The organism is Mycolicibacterium setense (genome assembly GCF_000805385.1).
Classification (GTDB): Bacteria; Actinomycetota; Actinomycetes; order Mycobacteriales; family Mycobacteriaceae; genus Mycobacterium; species Mycobacterium setense.
In genome coordinates this window covers 228699-247970 of sequence record NZ_JTJW01000008.1, presented here as the reverse complement: position 1 = coordinate 247970, position 19272 = coordinate 228699, and the positions used below count along the sequence as shown (strand labels likewise).

Genomic DNA, 19272 nt, shown 5'->3' with positions numbered 1-19272 from the left:
CGCTCCCGTGGACCGGCGTGGTCTACGCTGCGTAGTATTCGCAAAACAACGACCGGTCGCGGTCGCGAAATACCGATCTAGGAGGCGCCAACGTGACACCTCGCGGGCTTAAGACGGTGGCCCGAGCGGCGTTGTTGACCATTGTCCTGGGAGGCTCAGCATTCTTGCTGAGCGGCTGCAGCTGGCAGGACGCACTCGCGCTCGGCTGGCCGACCGGCATCACCCCGGAGGGCAAACTCAACCGAGAGCTGTGGATCGGCTCGGTGATCGCCTCCTTCGTGGTCGGCGCCATCGTGTGGGCCCTGATCTTCTGGTCGAGCGCCTTCCACCGGAAGAAGAAGGGCGACACGGAGCTGCCGCGCCAGTTCGGCTACAACATGCCGCTGGAGCTGGTGCTGACGGTCGTCCCGTTCCTCATCATCTCGGTGCTGTTCTACTTCACCGTGGTGGTCCAGGAGCGGATGCTGCACAAGGACCCCAACCCTGAGGTCGTCATCGACGTGACCGCCTTCCAGTGGAACTGGAAGTTCGGCTACCAGAAGATCGACTATGCCGACGGCTCATTCGATTACGACGGTGCCGACGAAGCGCGCAAGTCCGCGATGACGTCGAAGCCCGAGGGCAAGGACGCGCACGGCAAGGAGCGCGTCGGCGCGGTGCACGGCATCAACCCCGAGGACCGCACCTACCTGAACTTCGACAAGATCGAGACCCTGGGCAGCTCCACCGAGATCCCGGTGCTGGTGCTCCCGGCAGGCAAGCGCATCGAGTTCCAGCTGAACTCCGCGGACGTGATCCACGGATTCTGGGTGCCCGAGTTCCTCTTCAAGCGCGACGTGATGCCGGATCCGGTGGCCAACCACTCGGACCACATTTTCCAGGTCAGCAAGATCGAGCAGACCGGCGCGTTCGTCGGCCGCTGCACCGAGATGTGCGGCACCTACCACTCGATGATGAACTTCGAGGTCCGGGTCGTCGAACCCAATGACTTCAAGGCCTACATCGACCAGCGCAACGCCGGCAAGACCAACGCCCAGGCGTTGGCGGCCATCAACCAGGAGCCGCTGGCCATCACCACGCACCCGTTCGACACCCGGCGCGGTGAGCAGGCACCGCAGGCGAGCAAGTAGGGGCTACACACAATGCATATTGAAGCTCGACTGTTCGAGATCCTCACGGCGTTCTTCGCCTTGTCGGCGGTGGTGTACGGCGTCTTGACGGCCATGTTCGCCACCGGTGGCGTCGAGTGGGCCGGTACCACCGCGCTCGTGCTCACCACCGGCCTGACCCTGATCACCGGTACGTTCTTCCGGTTCGTGGCGCGTCGTCTCGACACCCGCCCCGAGGACTACGAAGACGCCGAGATCAGCGACGGCGCAGGGGAACTCGGCTTCTACTCGCCGCACAGCTGGTGGCCGATCCTGATCGCGCTGTCCTTCTCTGTCGCTGCCGTGGGTGCCGCCCTGTGGCTTCCCTGGCTGATCGTGGCCGGCGTCTGCTTCGTGCTGATGGCCGTCAGCGGCCTGGTCTTCGAGTACTACTGGGGTCCTGAGAAGCACTGACCCGTCCTGACGTCCCGATTGTGACCTCGCACAAGGTCACAATCGGAGCGTCACTTCATCAGCCACCGGCAACGCCGGACTCGCCGCGATCACCTCGTTCGGTAATGTTGCCGGGGCACTGTCATCAGCGAAGGTCTCGTTCGCTCCGCGTGGCAGTGAAGTTGTCGAGAAGGATAGGCGTAGATGAGCGGGCCGAATCCCCCGGAACCGGGTGCCTCCGGTTCTGATTTGCCGGATCAACCCGGAAAACACTCCGCACCTGAGGAGCCGACGCAGGTAGCCGGCGCCGATGCGGATGGCGGCGACACAGACTTCTACTCACAGGCGTACTCCGCGCCGGAGTCGGAGCAGTTCACCAGCGGGCCGTACGTGCCTGCCGACGTGGCGCTCTACGACTACGACGACTACGACCCGGCGACCGAACTCGTCGACGCCGCCCCGCCACCGCGCTGGCCGTGGGTGGTCGGCGTCACGGCCATCATCGCGGCGGTCGCCCTGGTGGCTTCGGTGGCCGTCCTGGTCACCCGGGACGACGACACGGCCAACCTGGCGACCCCGCAGCCGAGCACCACCACATCGGCACCGCCCGTGCAGGACGAGATCACCACGACGACTCCGCCGGCACCGCCGCCTCCGCCTCCGCCCACGTCGGAGGAGTTGCCGCCTCCACCGCCCCCGGAGACCGTCACCGTCACCGAGCCGCCACCGCCCCCGCCGGCCAGCGAGGCGCCCCCGCCCCCGCCGAGCGGCACGACGGCGCCGCCGACGACCACAACGACGCATGCCGGTCCCCGGCAAGTCACCTATTCGGTGACGGGCACCAAGGCGCCGGGTGACATCATCACCATCACCTACGTCGACGGGAACGGAAACCGCCGCACCCTGCGCAATGTGTACATCCCGTGGACCTTCACGATGACGCCCATCTCCAACTCGGACGTGGGCTCGGTCGAGGCGTCCAGCTTGTTCCTGGTCAGCAGGCTGAACTGCTCGATCACGGCCAGCGACGGGACCGTGCTGTCCTCGAACGCCAACAACTCCGCACAGACTGCCTGCTGATGTCCGGACCGATCGGCGAACTCGACACCACCGACCGGGTACTGCTGGGAGCCTGCGCCGCCGTGTGGCTGGCTGCGCTCGGGGCCGGGGTGGCCGCCGTCGTCGCCCTGGTGGACCTTGGCCGCAGCCATCCACAGGGCGGCGAGAGCGCTGACACTCCGTGGGTGCTCTACACCGTGATCGGCCTGTCCGTGGTGGTCATCGCCGGGGCCGTGCCGCTGCTGCTGCGGGCCCGGGCGCAGGCCGACAACCGTCAGCAGCCCGGACGCCGGCCTCAGCCGCCGGCCCGCTCACCGCGCCCGATTTCCGGCAGCTACCGTGCCGCTCCGGTCGCGATGAGCCGTTACACCGCGGGCAGCGGTACCAGCACCGCAGCAGTGGAGGCCGTGTGGCTCCGGTTCACCCTGGCGGTCGTCTGCGCCGTCGGCGCGGGGACCGCCGTAACCGGGCTGGCCACCTATCTCATGGCCACTGGAAGCAATGTGGCGGCCTGGTGCCTCTACGGCCTGACCGGCGCCATCGTTGCCGCCCTCGTCGCGCTGCTGATCGTCGCATTGCGCCGGCTGGACTCCTTGTCCGCCTGACTCTTCTGGTCCGCGAGCGTCCCGTCCTACGGCTATACGGGTAGTCGCGCTTGCTGGTCTTCTTCGCCCAGACGTCGTCGTGCAGTTCAGATGGCGGTGCGGGGACAGCGAGTGGCTCACCCGAACTGTGCACACTGATTGATTCAGTCTGCGCTCCCGACTGACGAATGTTGGCTTGTGTTCGAGATTCCGCGCTCATCTCGAACACAAGCCAACACTGGTCGAAGTTCCGTACCTGCCACACAAAGACAATGGCCGCAACCTCGCGGTGAGGTTGCGGCCATTGTCTGAGCGCGACGGCGGGGCCGTCAGGTAGGGCAGGGGAGTGGTCAGTGGTGACCGTTGGTCTCCCCGTTGCCATTTCGATCCTGCTGTTCCTTGAGCGCGGTCAGCGCCTTGTGCTCGGAGGCGTGTGCGGCCTCGGTGAGCGCATCGTGCTCGACCGCCGGATCGGCGAACAGGAAGCTGCCGGTGCCCGGTGCGCCGCCCGAACCGAGCTTGTTCATGCGCTTGGGCAGTGCGGCACCCTGGTACTCCAGCGGGATCGGGTGACCATGGTCGTCGACCGGTCCCAACGGCTGGTGCAGCTCGACGTAGGCACCGTGCGGCAGGCGCTTGATGATGCCCGTCTCGATGCCGTGCTCCAGAACCGCACGGTCGCTGCGCTGCAACGAGATTGCCCACCGGTACGCGATGAAGTACACGATGCCGGGCAGCACCACCATGCCGATACGGCCGATCCACGTGGTCGCGTTCAGCGAGATGTGGAACTTGAGCGCGATGATGTCGTTCATCGCGGCAAGCGTCAACACCATGTAGAACGCGATCGCCATGGCACCGATCGCGGTACGCACCGGTGCGTCACGCGGACGCTGCAGCAGGTTGTGGTGGGCGTCGTCGCCGGTCACCTTCTTCTCGATGAACGGGTAGGCGATCAGCAGGCCGAAGACGCCGCCCATGATCAACGCCACCCAGACCACCGCGGGGATGGTGTGGCCGAAGGGGTAGAACTCCCAGGCCGGCCAGATACGCGCCAGGCCTTCGGTCCACATCATGTAGAAGTCGGGCTGGCTGCCCGCCGAGATCTGCGACGGCTTGTAGGGACCCAGAGTCCAGATCGGGTTGATGGTCAGCAGACCGCCCATCAGACCGAGCACACCGGTGATCATCGCGAAGAACGCGCCCGACTTGACCGCGAACACCGGCATGACGCGCACGCCGACCACGTTGTGCTCGGTGCGGCCGGGGCCGGGGAACTGGGTGTGCTTCTGGAACCACACCAGCGCCATGTGTGCGCCGATGAGGGCCAGGATGATGCCGGGGAGCAGCAAGATGTGCAGTGCGTACAGGCGCGGGATCAGGATCTCGCCGGGGAAGTCCCCACCGAACAGCGCCCAGTGCAGCCACGTGCCGATGATCGGCATGCCCAGGGTGATCGAGGACAGCGCGGCGCGCAGGCCGATACCGGACAGCAGGTCGTCGGGCAGCGAGTAGCCGAAGTAACCCTCGAACATCGCCAGGATGAGCAGCAGCGAGCCGATCACCCAGTTGGCCTCGCGCGGGCGGCGGAACGCACCGGTGAAGAAGATGCGCGCCATGTGCACCATGATCGACGCGGCGAACATCAGTGCCGCCCAGTGGTGAATCTGGCGGACGAACAAACCGCCGCGGACCTCGAAGCTGATGTCGAGCGCGGACTCGTAGGCCCGCGACATCTGCACACCGCGAAGTGGCTGGTATACGCCGTCGTAGGTGACGTGTGCCATCGACGGATCGAAGAACAGCGTCAGCCAGACACCGGTGATCAGCAGCACGATGAAGCTGTACAGCGCGATCTCACCCAGCAGGAAGGACCAGTGGGTGGGGAACACCTTGTTCAGCTGGCGACGTACCGCGGCCGAGGGGTGGTAGCGGGAATCGATCGCATCGCCTTGCGCGGCTGCGATCTTGGCAAGGTCAGGGCTCATGATTTGCGCTCCCAGAATGCCGGTCCGACGGGCTCTACGAAATCGCCGTTGGCGACCAGGTAGCCGTCTTTATCGATGGTAATAGGCAGCTGCGCCAACGCGCGCGCAGCCGGACCGAATACGGGCTTTGCGAAGTGCAACGCGTCGAACTGCGACTGGTGGCACGGGCAAAGGATGCGGTAGGTCTGCTGCTCGTACAGCGACGAGGGGCAGCCCAGGTGCGAGCAGACCTTGGTGTAGGCGAACAGCTCACCGAAGTTGAAGCTCTCCTGGCCCTTCCGCTTGACCACACGGGGCATGTCGGCCGGCTTGATGCGGATCAACATGACCGGGTTACGGACACCCATGGCGATCTGGGTCAGGTGGTGCTCGGACTCGACGGTGGTGCCGTCGCCGTCGGACTCCCGCCAGGGGAAGACCGTCTCCATGCCACCGGCGTCGAGATCCTCGGGCCGCATCTTCACGAACGGTGACGAGCCGGGCCGACCGGTCGCACGAGCCAGGTAGATGGTCTCGCCGTGGAACCGGGGCGTCCACCCCGAGGTCCACAATTCGGCCTTCTTGCCTTCGGCGGTGGGAACCACGGGCTTCCACGGGTTCTTGATCAACCCGCCGATGAAGGCGACCAGGGTGCCCGCACCGAACGCGCCGAGGCCGATGCCCAGCGACAAGCCGATCAGCTTGCGGCGCTTGACCGTCGAGCCTTCCAGCGCATCGGTCAGATTGGCCGCGATGGTCTTGCGGTGCAACTCGGGGGAGCGCCCGTCGTGGCGGTCCTGGACCGAGATCTCCTCGGGGATGAACTTCTTCTGGAACAGCACCGCGCCGATGCCGATCGCCAGGATCGACAGGCCGAAGGTCAGGCCGTAGAGCGGGGTCGCCAGCGAGTAGAGGAACTCACCTTCAGAACCGAAGGGCTGGTACTCCCACGGCCAGAACAGGAAGACCAGCAGCAGCGCCAGGCCCGAGAGCCCGCCGAGCAGAAGCCAGTACGCGACCAGCCGCTCGGTCCGCTTCTCGGCCTTGGTGCCGGGGACCGGCCAGCGAGGCTCCTTGAAGATGGTCTCGACGCCGTCGATCTTGCCGCCGAGCTCGACGAGCTCCTCGCGCGACATCTCGGCCAGCTGCGCATCGCTGGGCTGGCCGGGTTCACCGGTCTGTCCGGGAGTGTCGGTGCCCTTCATGTCTGGGCCGTTCTGGCTCATGCGCGCGCCCCGATCCACATTGCCACGCCGATAGCGGCGACCATTCCGATAATCCACATCGCCATGCCCTCGGGCGCGGGCCCGAAGCCGCCGAGTCCGTAGCCGCCGTAGCTGGGCGTCTGAGCCGACTCGCGGACATAGGCGACGATGTCGCGCTTCTCTTCCGGCGACAGCTGCCGGTCGGAGAACTTGGGCATGTTCTGCGGCCCGGTCTGCATCGCGGTGTAGATCTGGGCCGGCTCGGTGTCGCCGAGGTCCGGTGCGTACTTACCGGACGACAACGCGCCGCCCTTGCCGGTGAAGTTGTGGCAGGACGCGCAGTTCAGCCGGAACAGGTCCGCGCCGCGGGCCACATCGGATCCGATCAGCGACTCCTGGGCCACGCCGCCGTGCTCGTCGCGGATCACCGTCGGGCCGCCGCCGTTGGCCTGAACGAACGCGCCGAGCGCGTCGATCTGGTTCTCGTCGAAGTGCTCCGGCTTGGCCGGTGCCTGGGCCTCACCACGCATTGCGGGCATGCGACCGGTCGACACCTGGAAGTACACCGCGGCCTCGCCGGTGCCGATCAGGCTGGGCCCACGGTCGGGCACACCCTGCAGGTTGGCGCCGTGGCACGAAACGCACGACGTCTCGAACAGTTGCTTACCGGTGCGCAGCAGCGCCGACTGCGATTCGTCGGCGACTGCGACCTGTGGCGTGGGTGTCAGCGTGGCCGCAACACCACCTGCGACCGACAGGCCGACCAGCAGCAGTAGACCTGCTGACAGTCGTCGGCGCAGTCGTCGGCGCGACTTGCTGGTCATCGAACCCCTTCTCATCGAGTCGATCATCGGCCGGCCAATCATCGGACGCATCGGCGAGCCGATCATCGGACGAAGTAGATGGTGGCGAACAGCGCAATCCAGACGATGTCGACGAAGTGCCAGTAGTACGAGACGACGATCGCCGCGGTGGCCTGCGCGGGCGTGAACTTACTCATCTTGGTGCGGGCCAGCAGCAAGATGAACGCGACAAGTCCGCCGATCACGTGCAGGCCGTGGAAACCGGTCGCCAGATAGAAGACCGATCCATAGGCACTGCCCGGGATGGTGGTGCCGTGCTCCACCAGGTGGATGTACTCGTATCCCTGGCCCAATACGAAGAACAGGCCCATCAGGAACGTGATCACATACCACCGGCGCAGCCCGAACACGTCGCCGCGCTCGGCGGCGAACACGCCCATCTGGCAGGTGAAGGATGACGCGATGAGAACCAGCGTCACCGGAACAGCAAGGGCCAAATTGAGTTCGGTCGGCTCGGGCGGCCAGTCGCCACCGGCTTGCGCGCGCGCGGTGAAATACATCGCGAAGAGTCCAGCAAAGAACATCAGCTCACTGGAAAGCCACACGATGGTGCCAACACTGACCATGTTCGGTCTGTTCAGCGAATGAACGCGCGACGTGATTGCCGTTCCCGAGGTACCTACAGCGCTCGTCACATCCGCAAGTATGACGCTTTGTAGTTGTCGAACTCCACCCGGGTCGAGCAATTGATCTCAAACGTGTCGCCTTTGGGTGGCGCGGCCCGGGGCGCGAAGTCGCGCAGAGATAGCATTCGGCGGTGGCTCCCGCATCTTCTCCGCGTTCCCCATCTGCGTCCGGCTCTGTCGCGGCGCCGACATGGCCGCTCATCCTGGGGCGCTTGACCACTGAGCAGAGCCTGCCCAACGGTTATGCGGGTTGGGCCATGGACCAGATCATGACCGGCGCGGCGACCCCGGCCCAGATCGCCGGCTTCGCCGTGGCGATGAAGATGAAGCGTCCGACCTCGACCGAGGTCGGGGAGTTGGCCGACATCATGCTGTCGCACGCCCGCCGCGTTCCCACCGATCAGATCGGTCACGAGACGGTCGACATCGTCGGTACGGGCGGCGACGGAGCCAACACGGTGAACCTGTCGACCATGGCGGCCATCGTGGTCGCGGCCTGCGGCGTTCCGGTGATCAAGCACGGCAACCGGGCGGCGTCGTCGCTGTCGGGCGGTGCCGACACGCTGGAGGCACTCGGCGTGCGGATTGACCTGGGCCCCGACGAGGTGGCCCGCAGTGTCGCCGAGGTCGGGATCGGGTTCGCCTTCGCGCCCCAATTCCACCCGTCATATCGGCACGCCTCGGTGGTGCGCCGGGAGATCGGGGTTCCCACGGTCTTCAACCTGCTTGGGCCACTGACCAATCCGGCCGCGCCCCGGGCCGGCTTGATCGGGTGTGCGTTCGACGAGCTGGCCGAGGTGATGGCCGGCGTGTACGCCGCCCGCGGGTCCAGTGTGTTGGTCGTGCACGGCGACGACGGCCTCGACGAGCTCACCACCACGACCACCAGCACCATCTGGCGCGTGCAGGCAGGCACGGTAGAACGGCTGAAGTTCGACCCCGCGGCCTTCGGCTTCAAGCGCGCCGACATCAGTGAGTTGGTCGGCGGCGATGCGACGGCCAACGCGGCATCGGCGCGCGCCGTGCTGGGCGGGGTCAAAGGGCCGGTGCGCGACGCGGTGGTGCTCAACGCGGCGGGCGCGATGGTGGCCCATGCCGGGCTAGCCAGCGACGCCAAGTGGGTGCCTGCGTGGGAGGCCGGGCTGGCCCGGGCCGCCGAGGCCATCGACTCGGGCGCGGCCGAACAACTGCTCGCGCGTTGGGTGCGGTTCAGCCTGCAGTTCTGAGTTCTGCTGCTGGGCCGCGGCCAAACGGGCCGAGCGCGCGGTGGCCGCCCACTCGGCGTATCGACCCGCGGCCCCGATCGGTGTCGCATAGCCGCAATCGGTCCGCACGATGCGCACGCCCGGTGCGGCCAGCCAGCGGGCGATCAGCGCAGTCTCCTCCACCAGTGCGCCACCCAATGGTGTTGCGGTGGGCAGGATCACCTGTGCTGCCGCGCAGATCGCGTCGACCACCGGCATCGGCGGCACACCGCGGCGGGCGGTGCCCGCGCCGGCCAGTTGGCCGTGGCGGATCACCGCGAAATGCCAGCCGCCGGCACCGTCGCCGCGTGCCGCCACGAGTTCGGGCAGTTCGGCCAGGGCGCGCAACCGTTGCCCCCGCCACAGCGCCTCGATGGCCACCGAGGCGTGATCGCGCAATCGTGCGGCGGTCTCGTACCGGCGGGCGGCCGCCACCTCGCCGATATGGGCCAGCGCCGCCGCCAGCGCGCTGTGATCGGCGCCGTCGATCAGCGCGGTGGCCCGTTGTACCGCCGCCGAGTATTGGGCGGCGGTGACGTCCTGTGCGGCCGGGCATGGCGACAGTTCGACCTCGGGGCAGTGGTGGGTGCCTCGTGCGCCGAAACGGGGTGTGCACGTGCGCAGCCCGGTGAACCGGGCCAGCAGGGCAGCCGACTGCACGGCGTCCGATCGGGCCGAGAACGGCCCGAAAGCGGTGCGGCACCCCGGATTTCGGACGGCGGACAACCGCGGGAAGGCCTCGTCGGTGAGCGCCACCCACCACCATCGCTGCGGGAACTTGGAGCGCCGGTTGTACGGCGGCGCGTGCGCCGCGAGCAAACGCAGCTCGCGGACTCCGGCCTCAAGATCGTGGGCGCACTCGACGTGGTCGACGGCGCACGCCAGCGAGGCCATCTCCTTCATCCGGGTCCGCGGGTCCGCACCGGTGAAGTACTGGCGGACCCGCCGCCGGAGATCGACCGCCGTGCCCACGTACAGCACTTCGTCCGACGGGCCGCGGAACAGGTACACGCCGGGCCGGTTGGGCAGCCGGTCGGCCAGTGAGCGGTTGCGCCGCTGGGCCGGGGTGACGTCGGGCAGATAGTTCTTGAGATCGGCGAACGTGTGGATGCCCTGGTTGCCGACCCGCTCGATGAGGCCGTGCAGGACATCGACGGTGGCGCGGGCGTCGTCGAGGGCACGGTGGGTGGGGGTGGTGGACGCACCGAACAAGCGAGCCAGCGCCGAGAGCTTCACGCTGGGCGCCTCGTCCCGGGTCAATACCCGGCGGGCCAGCTTGACCGTGCACAGCACCGGGGGCCGCGGCCAATCGAGCTCCGCCCGCCGGGCCGCGGCCCGCAGGAACCCGATGTCGAACCCGGCGTTGTGCGCGACGAGCACCGCGCCCCGCGAGAATTCCAGGAATGCCGGCAGCACCGAGTCGATGCGCGGTGCGTCGCGGACCATCGCCGTGGTGATCCCGGTGAGCTCGACGATCTGCGGCGGGATGGAGCGGCCGGGATCGACGAGGGTGGCCAACTCGCCCAGCACCTCGCCGCCGCGGATCTTCACCGCGCCGATCTCCGTGATGGCGTCGTAGGCGCCGCCCGGTGCCTTCGGGGTGGCCCGCCCACCGGTGGTCTCCAGGTCGACCACCACGAAGGTGGTGTCGGCCAGGGACAGGGCGACGTCGTCGTCGACGGCGGCGCCCAAGCTGAAGGCCAGCTGCTCGGCTTCGGCGATAGTGCGCTGGCCCATGGCGATGACGGTAGGCACTGCCCCCGACAAACCCCGACAAGCTCGCGGTCGCCACGCCCGGGCTTGTCGAGCCTTCTCGCTCCAATCCGCTCCGCTCCTTGTCGGGCCTCTCGCTCCAATCCGCTCCGCTCCTTGTCGGGCCTCTCGCTCCAATCCGCTCCGCTCCTTGTCGGTGCACGGCGATACGGTGCGCGCAATACACCGAACGAGAGGACGGTCAAGATGAGCGGAGTGCGGCAGGACAACTGGTCCTGGGCCGACGAACCTTGCCCTGACGAGCCGGACACCGGCAGCGTGACCATCGACTGCGACGATTGCGCGGTACGCGGGCCCGGATGTCAGGACTGCGTCGTAAGTGTGTTGCTCGGAGTCCCCGAGACTTTGCTGAACGACGAGCGTCAGGCCTTGGAAGTACTCGCTGACGTGGGCCTTGCGCCGCGGCTACGACTCGTCCCGATTCACCGCAGCGGCAGATCCGGAGTCGCCTGACGACACGCGACGCTGCGGGCACAGGAAAATATTCCGCGCGGGCTGTTAAATTTGCACCTTCTGTTGGACAAGCCCGATGCCGTTTCGTAACCTATCTGAGACCTAAGAGCAGTTCGAGGCGGCTCGCCATCGCCAGTTGTGAGGACAAAAACTTGAGGCACGAGCGCGCGCACCGGCCCACAAGTCGTGTCAAGCGACCCATTGCAGGTGCAATAGCGGGCTTGACTTTGTTATCCGGAATCCTGGCCGCTGGTTCGCACGCCGACCCTGCCGACGATGCCATGGCAAAGCTCAATGAGCTGTCGCGGCAGGCTGAGCAGACGACGGAGGCGATGCACTCCGCGCAGCTTGACCTCAACAACAAGCTTGCGGCACAGGAGAATGCGGAAAAGAAGCATGCTGACGACGCCGCAGCGGTGGATGCGGCCAAGTCGCAGCTGGCAACCTTTCAGATGTCCGTCAACAAGGTAGCTGCAGCCCAGTACATGGGTGGCCGCACCTCGGGTGTGGACGCGATCCTGACCGCGGGCTCACCGCAGCAGCTGATCGAGCAACTCGCGGTGCAGCGGGTGATGGCCACCGAGATGTCGGCGCAGATGAAGAACTTCCACTCGGTGGGTGAGAAGGCCGCTCGGGCCGAGCAGGAATCGGCTCAATCGGCCGCCGACGCCAAGACCGCCGCCGAGCAGGCCGCCGCAGTGCGCGCCGAACTGCAATCCAAGCAAAGTCAGCTGCAGGTGCAGATCGCGATCGTCAAGTCGCAGTACCAGGCACTGAGCCCGGCCCAGCGGGAAGCGATGACGGCCCTGCCGCCTGCGCCGCCGGTGCCCGCACCCGAGGCATTGCCGCCGGCCCAGGATCCCGCCGTGTTGGCCGATCCGCCGAACGGCATCCCGCCCGGCGACGTCGCCCCGCCTGAGGGAGCCCTCCCTGATGCGGGCAGCGGTCACTCCGGGACCGTCATCCAGGCGGCGCTGAGCCGCATCGGCTCGCCCTACTCGTGGGGCGCGGCAGGACCGAGCTCCTTCGACTGTTCGGGTTTGGTGATGTGGGCGTTCCAGCACGCCGGCATCTCTCTGCCACATTCGAGCCAGGCCATGGCTCGCGGCGGTCAGCCGGTGTCGTCTGACTCGATGCAACCGGGCGACGTCGTGACCTATTACTCCGATGCCTCCCATGTGGGCATCTACATCGGCGACGGGATGATGGTGCACGCGTCGACCTACGGCACCCCGGTTCGGGTTGCGCCGGTCAACAATGCGCCGATCTACAACGTTCGCCGGTACTGAGCGTCCTCATAGCGGAGCCGGTTTCACCCTGAGCACCCGCAGCCGGCTGCTGTGGGCGGTGCTGCTGGGCGAACTGGCAGTGGCGACGATGTTGCTGTCCCGGTTTCCCTCGCCGCCGCCCTCTGCCGCGCCCCCGAACGCTCCCGTCGTCTCCACGGCGCCGCGACCTGACCCCGTCACCTCGCTGGTGTTACCGGACGGACGCACCGCCCGGCTCATCGCCCTCGGCGGTGCGCAGTCCTCGGCCCTGCTGCAGCGGCTGGCCGCCGAACTTCCTGCCGCGGCCGCCGCGGTCACCGCATTTTGGGGACCCGATTGGCGGCCGGATATCGAGATCGCGGTCGCGGGCTCCGATCAGCAGTTCAGCGTGCTGGCCGGTGGGGCCGCCGACATCGCGGCGACCACCACCGCGCAGCGGATCATGTTCGCTCCCGGCGCTGCCGGCATGAGTCCTGCGGCGCTGCGAATCGTGTTGCGCCACGAGCTGTTCCATTACGCGGCCCGGTCGGCGACGGCGGCCGACGCGCCGCGCTGGTTGACCGAGGGCGTGGCCGACTATGTGGGCCGCCCGCACACGGCGGTGCCGGGTGCGGCGCAGGCCGAGGCGCTGGCCCAGCTGCCCACCGATTCCGACCTTGACACTCCCGGGGCGGCCCGCAGTCTGGCGTACGACCGGGCGTGGTGGTTCAGCCGCTACGTTGCCGACGCGTACGGCGCACCGACGCTGCGTGAGCTGTACCTGCGGGCATGTGGATCCGGTCATCCCGATGTGCCCACCGCGGTCCGCGAGGCATTGGGCGCCGACCTCGACGCCGTGGTCGCCGGTTGGCGTCGCTGGCTGACCGGATAGCCTTGCGCCGATGGGGAGCAGACGAGCCACAGATGGGTAGTCAACAGCGATGACGCGGGTTTTGTTGGTCACCAACGACTTTCCGCCGCGTCGCGGCGGCATCCAGTCGTACCTGGAGGCGTTCGTCGGTGAGCTGGTGCGTGACCGCTCCCATGAGCTGACTGTGTACGCACCGAAATGGAAGGGTGCCGCGGATTTCGATGACCAGGCCGCGGCAGCCGGGTACCGCGTGGTGCGGCACCCCACCACCCTGATGGTGCCGGAGCCGACCGTGGCGCGCCGGATGCAGCGGTTGATCGCCGAGAACGACATCGAGACAGTGTGGTTCGGGGCGGCGGCGCCGCTGGCGCTACTGGGCCCGCTGGCCCGGCGCGCCGGAGCCAGACGGATCGTGGCCAGCACCCACGGCCACGAGGTCGGCTGGTCGATGCTGCCCGTGGCACGTTCGGCCCTGCGCCGTATCGGGGACGACGCCGACGTCGTGACGTTCATCAGCCGTTACACCCGCGGCAGGTTCGCCTCGGCGTTCGGTGCCCGCGCGGCGCTCGAGCACCTGCCGCCCGGGGTCGACACCGACCGTTTCGTACCCGACTCGGTGGCCCGGGCCGAGTTGCGCGCCCGCTACGGGCTGGGGCAGCGCCCGGTGGTGGTGTGCCTGTCGCGCCTCGTGCCGCGCAAGGGCCAGGACATGTTGATCCGCGCCTGGCCGGCGATCCGCCGTCGCGTCCCCGGCGCCGCGTTGGTCATCGTCGGCGGGGGACCGTATCTGCAGCGCCTGCAACAACTCGTGGACACACATGATGTGGCGGCCGACGTCACCTTCACCGGTGCGGTGCCGGCCGCTGAACTGCCCGCACACCATGCGATGGCCGATGTGTTCGCCATGCCGTGCCGCACCCGTGGGGCGGGGTTGGACGTCGAGGGGTTGGGCATCGTCTACCTGGAGGCCTCCGCCTGCGGCGTGCCGGTGATCGCCGGAACCTCGGGCGGGGCGCCGGAAACCGTGCTCGACGGCCAGACCGGCACCGTGGTGGACGGCACCGATGTGGCGGCCGTCGCGACGGCCGTGGGCGACGTGCTGTCCGATCCCGCGCGCGCAGCCGCCATGGGGGCGGCTGGACGGCACTGGGCAGTCGACAACTGGCAGTGGCGCTCCCAGGGGATGAAGCTCACCGCGATCCTGTCGGGCTGATCCGTAGATCAGCCCCACGATCAGGCGCAGATCAGCCGTACAGCGCGGCGATGTCGGTGGCGAACTTCTCGGCCACCACCTTGCGCTTGACCTTCAGTGTCGGGGTCAGTTCACCGGTGTCCTCGGTGAAGTCGACGGGCAGGATCCGGAACTTGCGGATCGACTCGGCATGCGACACCGCCTGATTGGCCTCCTTGACCGCCAGGTCGATCTCGGCCACCAGGTCGGGGTCGTCGGCGAGGTCACCGACGGAGGCGGCGGCGTCCTTGCCGTTGCGCTGCTTCCATCCCGGAAAGGCTTCGGGGTCGATGGTGATGAGCGCGGCGATGAACGGCTGCTGATCGCCGACGGCCATCGCCTGGCTGATCAAGGGGTGGGCCCGCAACCGGTCCTCGAGCAGGGCGGGTGCGACGTTCTTGCCGCCCGCGGTGACGATGATCTCCTTCTTGCGCCCGACGATCGTCAGGAAACCGTCGTCGTCGATCGCCCCGAGGTCACCAGTGTGGAACCAGCCATCGGTGAACACAGCATCGGTCTCGACCGCGTTGTCCCAGTAGCCGTTGAACACCACGCCGCCCTTGACCAGCAGCTCGCCGTCCTCGGCGATGCGCATGCTGTTGCCGGGCACCAGCTTGCCGACCGAGCCGACCTTGAGGTCGTCGACCCGGTTCACCGTGATCGCGGCGCTGGTCTCGGTCAGCCCGTAGCCCTCGTAGATCGTCAACCCCACACCGCGGTAGAAGTGGCCCAGCCGCGCACCGAGCGGCGCGCCGCCCGAGATGGCGGCATGGCATTCGCCGCCGAGCGCGGCCCGCAGCTTGCCGTAGACCAGCTTGTCGAACAGTGCGTGTTTGGCGCGCAGGAGCAAGGAGGCTCCGCCGTTGTCCTGGGCCTTGCTCCACTCGATCGCGGTGTCGGCGGCGATCGCGAAGATCTTGCCCTTGCCATCGTTGCGGGCGTTCTGCTCGGCGGTGTTGTAGACCTTCTCGAATACGCGCGGAACCGAAACCACCAGTGTCGGTTTGAACACCCCGAAGATCGGGACCAGATTCTTGATGTCACTGGTGAAGCCGAGGGTGACCTTGTTGGCGAACGCCGCGATGGTGATGGCGCGGGCCAGCACATGCGCCAGTGGCAGGAACACCAGCATTCGTTCGCCCTGGGCCAACTCGGACGGGAAGCAGGCCTTGGCTCCGTTGATCTCGTACAGCAGGTTCGAGTGCGTCAGCTGGCAGCCTTTGGGCTGGCCGGTGGTGCCGGAGGTGTAGATCAGCGTGGCCGGGTCGGCCGACCGGATCCCGGCCAGGCGGGTGTCGAGCTCGGCGGCGTCGACCGCTTTCCCGGCCTCGGCCATGGCCTCAAGCGCGGGTGTGCCGGTGCCGTCGATCCGCAACACCGTGCGCAGTTCGGGCAGCTGGCCACGGAGCTGTTCGACGGTCTCGGCGTGCGCGTCGGTCTCGGCGAAGACGATCTTGGCCGCGGAGTTGTCGAGGACGAACCGGACCTGTTCGGCCGACGAGGTCTCGTAGATCGGCACGGTCACCGCGCCGGCGGACAGGATCGCGAAGTCGATGATCGGCCACTCGTAGCGGGTGGCCGACAGGATCGCCACCCGATCGCCGGGCTGGATGCCCTCGGCGATCAGGCCGCGGGCGACCGAACGGATCTGGTCGGCGGCTTCGGCGCAGGTCACGTCGGTCCAGGCACCGTCGACCAGGCGCCGGAAGATGACGTGGTCGGGGGTGTCGGCCGCGTGCGCGGATACCGGACTGACGATGTTGTCGTGCTCGCCGACGGCAAACGACGCGGGGACGCTGTACTCCCGCATTGACTCACGCACGATCTTGGCCTCCAGGCTTGTGATACCGGCTTTGCGCGCCAGCCTAGTCGGCCGCGGTAGGCAGACGATCAGGCATATGTGAAGCTAGTCCGCGATGAACAGCATTCAGATCGCCGACGAGACATTCGTCTGCGCCGATCCGGTCGCCGTGGGAGCCGCGGTCGCCGATCCCGCCAACTGGCGGCGGTGGTGGCCCGACCTCGTTCTCAAGGTCGTCGAGGACCGCGCCGAGAAGGGCCACCGCTGGACTGTGACCGGTGCGTTGACCGGCACCATGGAGGTCTGGCTCGAGGCGGTGATGGACGGTGTGGTGCTGCATTACTTCCTGCACGCCGAACCGTCGGGCGCCACGGCCAAGCAGTTGGCCGAGATGGACCTGGCAAAGATGAACCACCAACGCCGGGTGGCGGGCAAGGCGATGTCCTTCGGGATCAAGCAGCGGTTGGAGTCGGCTCGCCCGGTCGGAGTGTCCCGACTGGCCTGACCGGGTTGCTCGACGGGAGGGTAGATTTCTCGGCGAGACCCAGGGGAGCCCCCGCGGGTGCGGGAGAATGGGCACCCCCGCGGGTGCGGGAGAATGGGCACCCCCGCGGGGCGGGGAGAAGGGTGTGGCGGTGGCCGACAAGACGACACAGACCATCTACATCGACGCTGATCCGGTGACGGTGATGGATGTCATCGCCGATATCGGCTCGTACCCGCAATGGGTCGCCGAATACAAGGAAGCCGAGGTGCTCGACACCGACACGCACGGCAATCCGAAGACCGCCCGGCTGGTGCTCGATGCCGCGGTGCTCAAGGACACCATGGTGCTGTCCTACGAGTGGCCCGCCGATCGCACCTCGGTGACGTGGTCGCTGGTGTCGAGTTCGCTGCTGCGATCCCTGCACGGGGCATACCGCTTGGCGCCCAAGGGATCCGGTACCGAGGTCACCTACGAGCTGTCGGTCGATCTCGTCATCCCGATGATCGGTCTGCTCAAGCGCAAAGCCGAGCGCCGGCTCACCGACACAGCGCTCAAAGACCTCAAGAAACGAGCAGAGGCTGAGTGACTTCGCCGGATGGGAGAGCACCTTCCCCTGCGAGGATCAGCCTGTTCGTCGGCAAAGGCGGGGTAGGTAAGTCGACGCTGGCGACAGCCACCGCGGTTCGTGACGCCGCGAGCGGTCAGCGGGTGCTGATCGTGTCCACCGATCAGGCCCATTCCACCGGCGATGTCCTCGGGATCCCGCTCGCCCCAACAGGTCAACGTGCTCCTACCCGGGTACTCAACGATCTGGAGACCGGACTGACCGCAGCGGGCGGCGCGCTGGACGCCCTTGCGCTCGACACGCTGGCCCTGCTGGGTGCCCGCTGGGTCGAGACGGCCGGCCCGCTGGCGGCGCGCTTCCCCGAATCGGATCTGGGAGACGTTGCGCCCGAAGAACTTTCAGCGCTTCCGGGGATCCAGGAAGTGCTGGGGTTGCACGAGGTGGGGGAGCTCGCCGATTCCGGAAACTGGGATCACGTGGTGGTGGACTGTGCCTCCACCGCCGATGCCCTGCGGATGCTCACGCTGCCTGAGACGTTCGGCCTCTACCTGGAGCGGGCCTGGCCGCGGCACCGCCGCCTGTCAGGCACACCCGATGCGGTCAGCGCAGCCATCGTCGCGCTGATCGAGCGGGTGGATTCCGGCATCCGCCGGCTGGGCGCCCTGCTCACCGACGGGTCGCGGGTGAGTGCTCACTTGGTGCTCACCCCGGAGCGGGTGGTGGCCGCCGAGGCCTCGCGGACGTTGGGATCGCTGGCTCTGATGGGCGTCGAAGTCACCGAGATCATCGTCAATCAGATTTTGGTGCAAGATGATTCGTTCGAGTACCACAACCTGCCCGCTCATCCGGCGTTCGACTGGTACACCGAGCGGATCGCCGAGCAGCAGGCGGTGCTCACCGACCTCGACGCCGCGATCGGCGATGTTCAGCTGGTGCTCGTACCGCACGTGCCGGGTGAGCCGATCGGCCCCAAGGCGCTGGCGGAGCTGATCGAGGCGTCGCGACGGCGCGACGGATCTCCGCCGCCCGGCCCGTTGCGGCCCATCGTCGACCGGGAGTCGGGGTCTGGACTCGAAGCCGTGTACCGGTTGCGGCTAGAGTTGCCGCAGATCGATTCGGCCGGCCTCACGCTGGGTCGCGTCGACGATGATCTGATCATCGGCGTCGCAGGGATGCGGCGCCGGGTACGGTTGGCCTCTGTCCTGCGTCGCTGCATCGTGACAGACGCCCAATTGCGGGGTGGCGAGCTGACAGTGCGTTTTCGTCCGAATCCGGAGGTGTGGCCGGCATGACGGGGTCTCATCCCGAGTTGGGTTCGGAACTGCGGCAATTGGCACAGGACATCCTGGACCGGCTGGACCCGGCCATGCGGTTGGCAGCCGCCAATTTCGCCGCGTCGGCGGACAGCGGCCCCGGCAAGTGCCAGCAGGTCTGGTGTCCGGTGTGCGCGCTGGCCGCGGTGGTCAACGGCGAACAGCATCCGCTGCTGTCGGTGGTCGCCGAGCACAGCGTGGCCCTGCTGACGGTGATCCGCGCGGTCCTCGATGACGGAGCCGACGGGCACGGCGGCGCGGATAGCGGCGCCGACGGTGATAGCCCGCCGCCCGACGATGGGCCGGACGGACCGCCGCCCGACGATTACCCGCCCCCGCCGCCCCCGGGTCGCTACCAGCACATCCCGGTCACCGTGGAGGGCCCAGCTGACTGATTCCCTGCTGAGACTCAGCAGGCATCGAGGGCTTGCTGTGGTAGCCA

General features: G+C 67.6%; 18 protein-coding genes and 1 pseudogene. 13 read left to right on the top strand and 6 right to left on the bottom strand.

What is annotated here, in order from left to right; all coding sequences use genetic code 11:
* Positions 1 to 92 precede the first annotated feature (92 nt).
* The 4 genes from ctaC (at position 93) to QQ25_RS19530 (ending at position 3205) form a co-directional block, all read left to right on the top strand.
* Positions 93 to 1130: an aa3-type cytochrome oxidase subunit II gene (ctaC, locus tag QQ25_RS19545; protein WP_039321583.1), complete on the top strand. Its 1038-nt coding sequence runs from the start codon at positions 93 to 95 to the stop codon at positions 1128 to 1130.
* A 12-nt stretch (positions 1131 to 1142) separates the two neighbouring features.
* Complete coding sequence (locus tag QQ25_RS19540) at positions 1143 to 1562, top strand: cytochrome c oxidase subunit 4 (protein WP_036449434.1); 420 nt, start codon at positions 1143 to 1145, stop codon at positions 1560 to 1562.
* 183 nt (positions 1563 to 1745) lie between these two features.
* Positions 1746 to 2621 carry an MmpS family transport accessory protein gene (locus QQ25_RS19535; RefSeq protein WP_039321580.1) on the top strand — a complete coding sequence of 292 codons (876 nt, stop codon included), beginning with the start codon at positions 1746 to 1748 and terminating at the stop codon, positions 2619 to 2621.
* On the top strand, positions 2621 to 3205 hold the full coding sequence (locus tag QQ25_RS19530; RefSeq protein WP_039321578.1) for a DUF2561 family protein: 585 nt from the start codon (positions 2621 to 2623) through the stop codon (positions 3203 to 3205). The genes QQ25_RS19535 and QQ25_RS19530 overlap by 1 nt, the downstream gene beginning before the upstream one ends.
* 329 nt (positions 3206 to 3534) lie before the next feature.
* On the opposite strand, the gene qcrB is transcribed toward QQ25_RS19530, so the two are convergent.
* The 4 genes from qcrB to ctaE all read right to left on the bottom strand — a co-directional run bounded on the left by qcrB (position 3535) and on the right by ctaE (position 7854).
* Positions 3535 to 5172 (bottom strand): cytochrome bc1 complex cytochrome b subunit, encoded by a 1638-nt coding sequence (qcrB, locus tag QQ25_RS19525; protein WP_039321576.1) that lies wholly within the window; start codon positions 5170 to 5172, stop codon positions 3535 to 3537.
* Positions 5169 to 6377: a cytochrome bc1 complex Rieske iron-sulfur subunit gene (qcrA, locus tag QQ25_RS19520; protein ID WP_039321666.1), complete on the bottom strand. Its 1209-nt coding sequence runs from the start codon at positions 6375 to 6377 to the stop codon at positions 5169 to 5171. Before qcrA ends, qcrB begins: the two co-directional genes overlap by 4 nt.
* Positions 6374 to 7180 carry a cytochrome bc1 complex diheme cytochrome c subunit gene (gene qcrC / locus QQ25_RS19515; RefSeq protein WP_039321664.1) on the bottom strand — a complete coding sequence of 269 codons (807 nt, stop codon included), beginning with the start codon at positions 7178 to 7180 and terminating at the stop codon, positions 6374 to 6376. The genes qcrA and qcrC overlap by 4 nt, the downstream gene beginning before the upstream one ends.
* A 62-nt stretch (positions 7181 to 7242) precedes the next feature.
* Positions 7243 to 7854: an aa3-type cytochrome oxidase subunit III gene (ctaE, locus tag QQ25_RS19510; protein ID WP_003885537.1), complete on the bottom strand. Its 612-nt coding sequence runs from the start codon at positions 7852 to 7854 to the stop codon at positions 7243 to 7245.
* A 122-nt stretch (positions 7855 to 7976) separates the two neighbouring features.
* Between ctaE and trpD the strand changes: the two genes are divergently transcribed.
* A complete protein-coding gene (gene trpD / locus QQ25_RS30235; RefSeq protein WP_082017610.1) occupies positions 7977 to 9071 on the top strand; it encodes an anthranilate phosphoribosyltransferase in 1095 nt (364 codons plus the stop codon).
* On the opposite strand, the pseudogene QQ25_RS19495 reads toward trpD, so the two are convergent.
* A pseudogene (locus QQ25_RS19495) lies at positions 9009 to 10826 on the bottom strand (DEDD exonuclease domain-containing protein); the annotation flags it as partial. The gene trpD and the pseudogene QQ25_RS19495 sit on opposite strands and share 63 nt — an antisense overlap.
* Before the next feature lie 222 nt (positions 10827 to 11048).
* Here QQ25_RS19495 and QQ25_RS30230 point away from each other — a divergent pair.
* The 4 genes from QQ25_RS30230 to pimB all read left to right on the top strand — a co-directional run bounded on the left by QQ25_RS30230 (position 11049) and on the right by pimB (position 14646).
* Positions 11049 to 11315: a hypothetical protein gene (locus QQ25_RS30230; protein WP_082017609.1), complete on the top strand. Its 267-nt coding sequence runs from the start codon at positions 11049 to 11051 to the stop codon at positions 11313 to 11315.
* 152 nt (positions 11316 to 11467) lie between these two features.
* Positions 11468 to 12604 carry a peptidoglycan hydrolase RipC gene (gene ripC / locus QQ25_RS19490; RefSeq protein ID WP_039380511.1) on the top strand — a complete coding sequence of 379 codons (1137 nt, stop codon included), beginning with the start codon at positions 11468 to 11470 and terminating at the stop codon, positions 12602 to 12604.
* Complete coding sequence (locus QQ25_RS19485) at positions 12573 to 13454, top strand: peptidase (protein WP_039380509.1); 882 nt, start codon at positions 12573 to 12575, stop codon at positions 13452 to 13454. The genes ripC and QQ25_RS19485 overlap by 32 nt, the downstream gene beginning before the upstream one ends.
* A 49-nt stretch (positions 13455 to 13503) precedes the next feature.
* Complete coding sequence (gene pimB / locus QQ25_RS19480) at positions 13504 to 14646, top strand: GDP-mannose-dependent alpha-(1-6)-phosphatidylinositol monomannoside mannosyltransferase (RefSeq protein ID WP_039380507.1); 1143 nt, start codon at positions 13504 to 13506, stop codon at positions 14644 to 14646.
* Between the two features lie 31 nt (positions 14647 to 14677).
* Here pimB and QQ25_RS19475 read toward each other — a convergent pair whose 3' ends face one another.
* Positions 14678 to 16474 (bottom strand): AMP-dependent synthetase/ligase, encoded by a 1797-nt coding sequence (locus tag QQ25_RS19475; RefSeq protein WP_039380505.1) that lies wholly within the window; start codon positions 16472 to 16474, stop codon positions 14678 to 14680.
* Between the two features lie 106 nt (positions 16475 to 16580).
* Between QQ25_RS19475 and QQ25_RS19470 the strand changes: the two genes are divergently transcribed.
* The 4 genes from QQ25_RS19470 (at position 16581) to QQ25_RS19455 (ending at position 19225) form a co-directional block, all read left to right on the top strand.
* The gene (locus QQ25_RS19470) at positions 16581 to 16970 is read left to right on the top strand and encodes a hypothetical protein (RefSeq protein ID WP_029108766.1); all 390 of its coding nucleotides are present in this window, start codon (positions 16581 to 16583) and stop codon (positions 16968 to 16970) included.
* A gap of 130 nt (positions 16971 to 17100) precedes the next feature.
* Positions 17101 to 17538, top strand: a complete 438-nt coding sequence (locus tag QQ25_RS19465; RefSeq protein WP_039381090.1) for an SRPBCC family protein — start codon at positions 17101 to 17103, stop codon at positions 17536 to 17538.
* Entirely contained in the window at positions 17535 to 18809 is a 1275-nt protein-coding gene (locus tag QQ25_RS19460) for an ArsA family ATPase (RefSeq protein WP_101906059.1), read from the top strand. Before QQ25_RS19465 ends, QQ25_RS19460 begins: the two co-directional genes overlap by 4 nt.
* Positions 18806 to 19225 (top strand): hypothetical protein, encoded by a 420-nt coding sequence (locus tag QQ25_RS19455; protein ID WP_039381089.1) that lies wholly within the window; start codon positions 18806 to 18808, stop codon positions 19223 to 19225. The genes QQ25_RS19460 and QQ25_RS19455 overlap by 4 nt, the downstream gene beginning before the upstream one ends.
* The last annotated feature ends 47 nt before the right edge of the window (positions 19226 to 19272 follow it).

Coding starts and splice junctions, on each gene's coding strand:
- QQ25_RS19540 (WP_036449434.1), top strand. CDS start 1,143: ATGCATATTGAAGCTCGACTGTTCGAGATCCTCACGGCGTTCTTCGCC.
- QQ25_RS19535 (WP_039321580.1), top strand. CDS start 1,746: ATGAGCGGGCCGAATCCCCCGGAACCGGGTGCCTCCGGTTCTGATTTG.
- QQ25_RS19530 (WP_039321578.1), top strand. CDS start 2,621: ATGTCCGGACCGATCGGCGAACTCGACACCACCGACCGGGTACTGCTG.
- qcrB (WP_039321576.1), bottom strand. CDS start 5,172: ATGAGCCCTGACCTTGCCAAGATCGCAGCCGCGCAAGGCGATGCGATC.
- qcrA (WP_039321666.1), bottom strand. CDS start 6,377: ATGAGCCAGAACGGCCCAGACATGAAGGGCACCGACACTCCCGGACAG.
- qcrC (WP_039321664.1), bottom strand. CDS start 7,180: ATGACCAGCAAGTCGCGCCGACGACTGCGCCGACGACTGTCAGCAGGT.
- QQ25_RS30230 (WP_082017609.1), top strand. CDS start 11,049: ATGAGCGGAGTGCGGCAGGACAACTGGTCCTGGGCCGACGAACCTTGC.
- QQ25_RS19485 (WP_039380509.1), top strand. CDS start 12,573: ATGCGCCGATCTACAACGTTCGCCGGTACTGAGCGTCCTCATAGCGGA.
- pimB (WP_039380507.1), top strand. CDS start 13,504: ATGACGCGGGTTTTGTTGGTCACCAACGACTTTCCGCCGCGTCGCGGC.
- QQ25_RS19475 (WP_039380505.1), bottom strand. CDS start 16,474: ATGCGGGAGTACAGCGTCCCCGCGTCGTTTGCCGTCGGCGAGCACGAC.
- QQ25_RS19470 (WP_029108766.1), top strand. CDS start 16,581: ATGAACAGCATTCAGATCGCCGACGAGACATTCGTCTGCGCCGATCCG.
- QQ25_RS19455 (WP_039381089.1), top strand. CDS start 18,806: ATGACGGGGTCTCATCCCGAGTTGGGTTCGGAACTGCGGCAATTGGCA.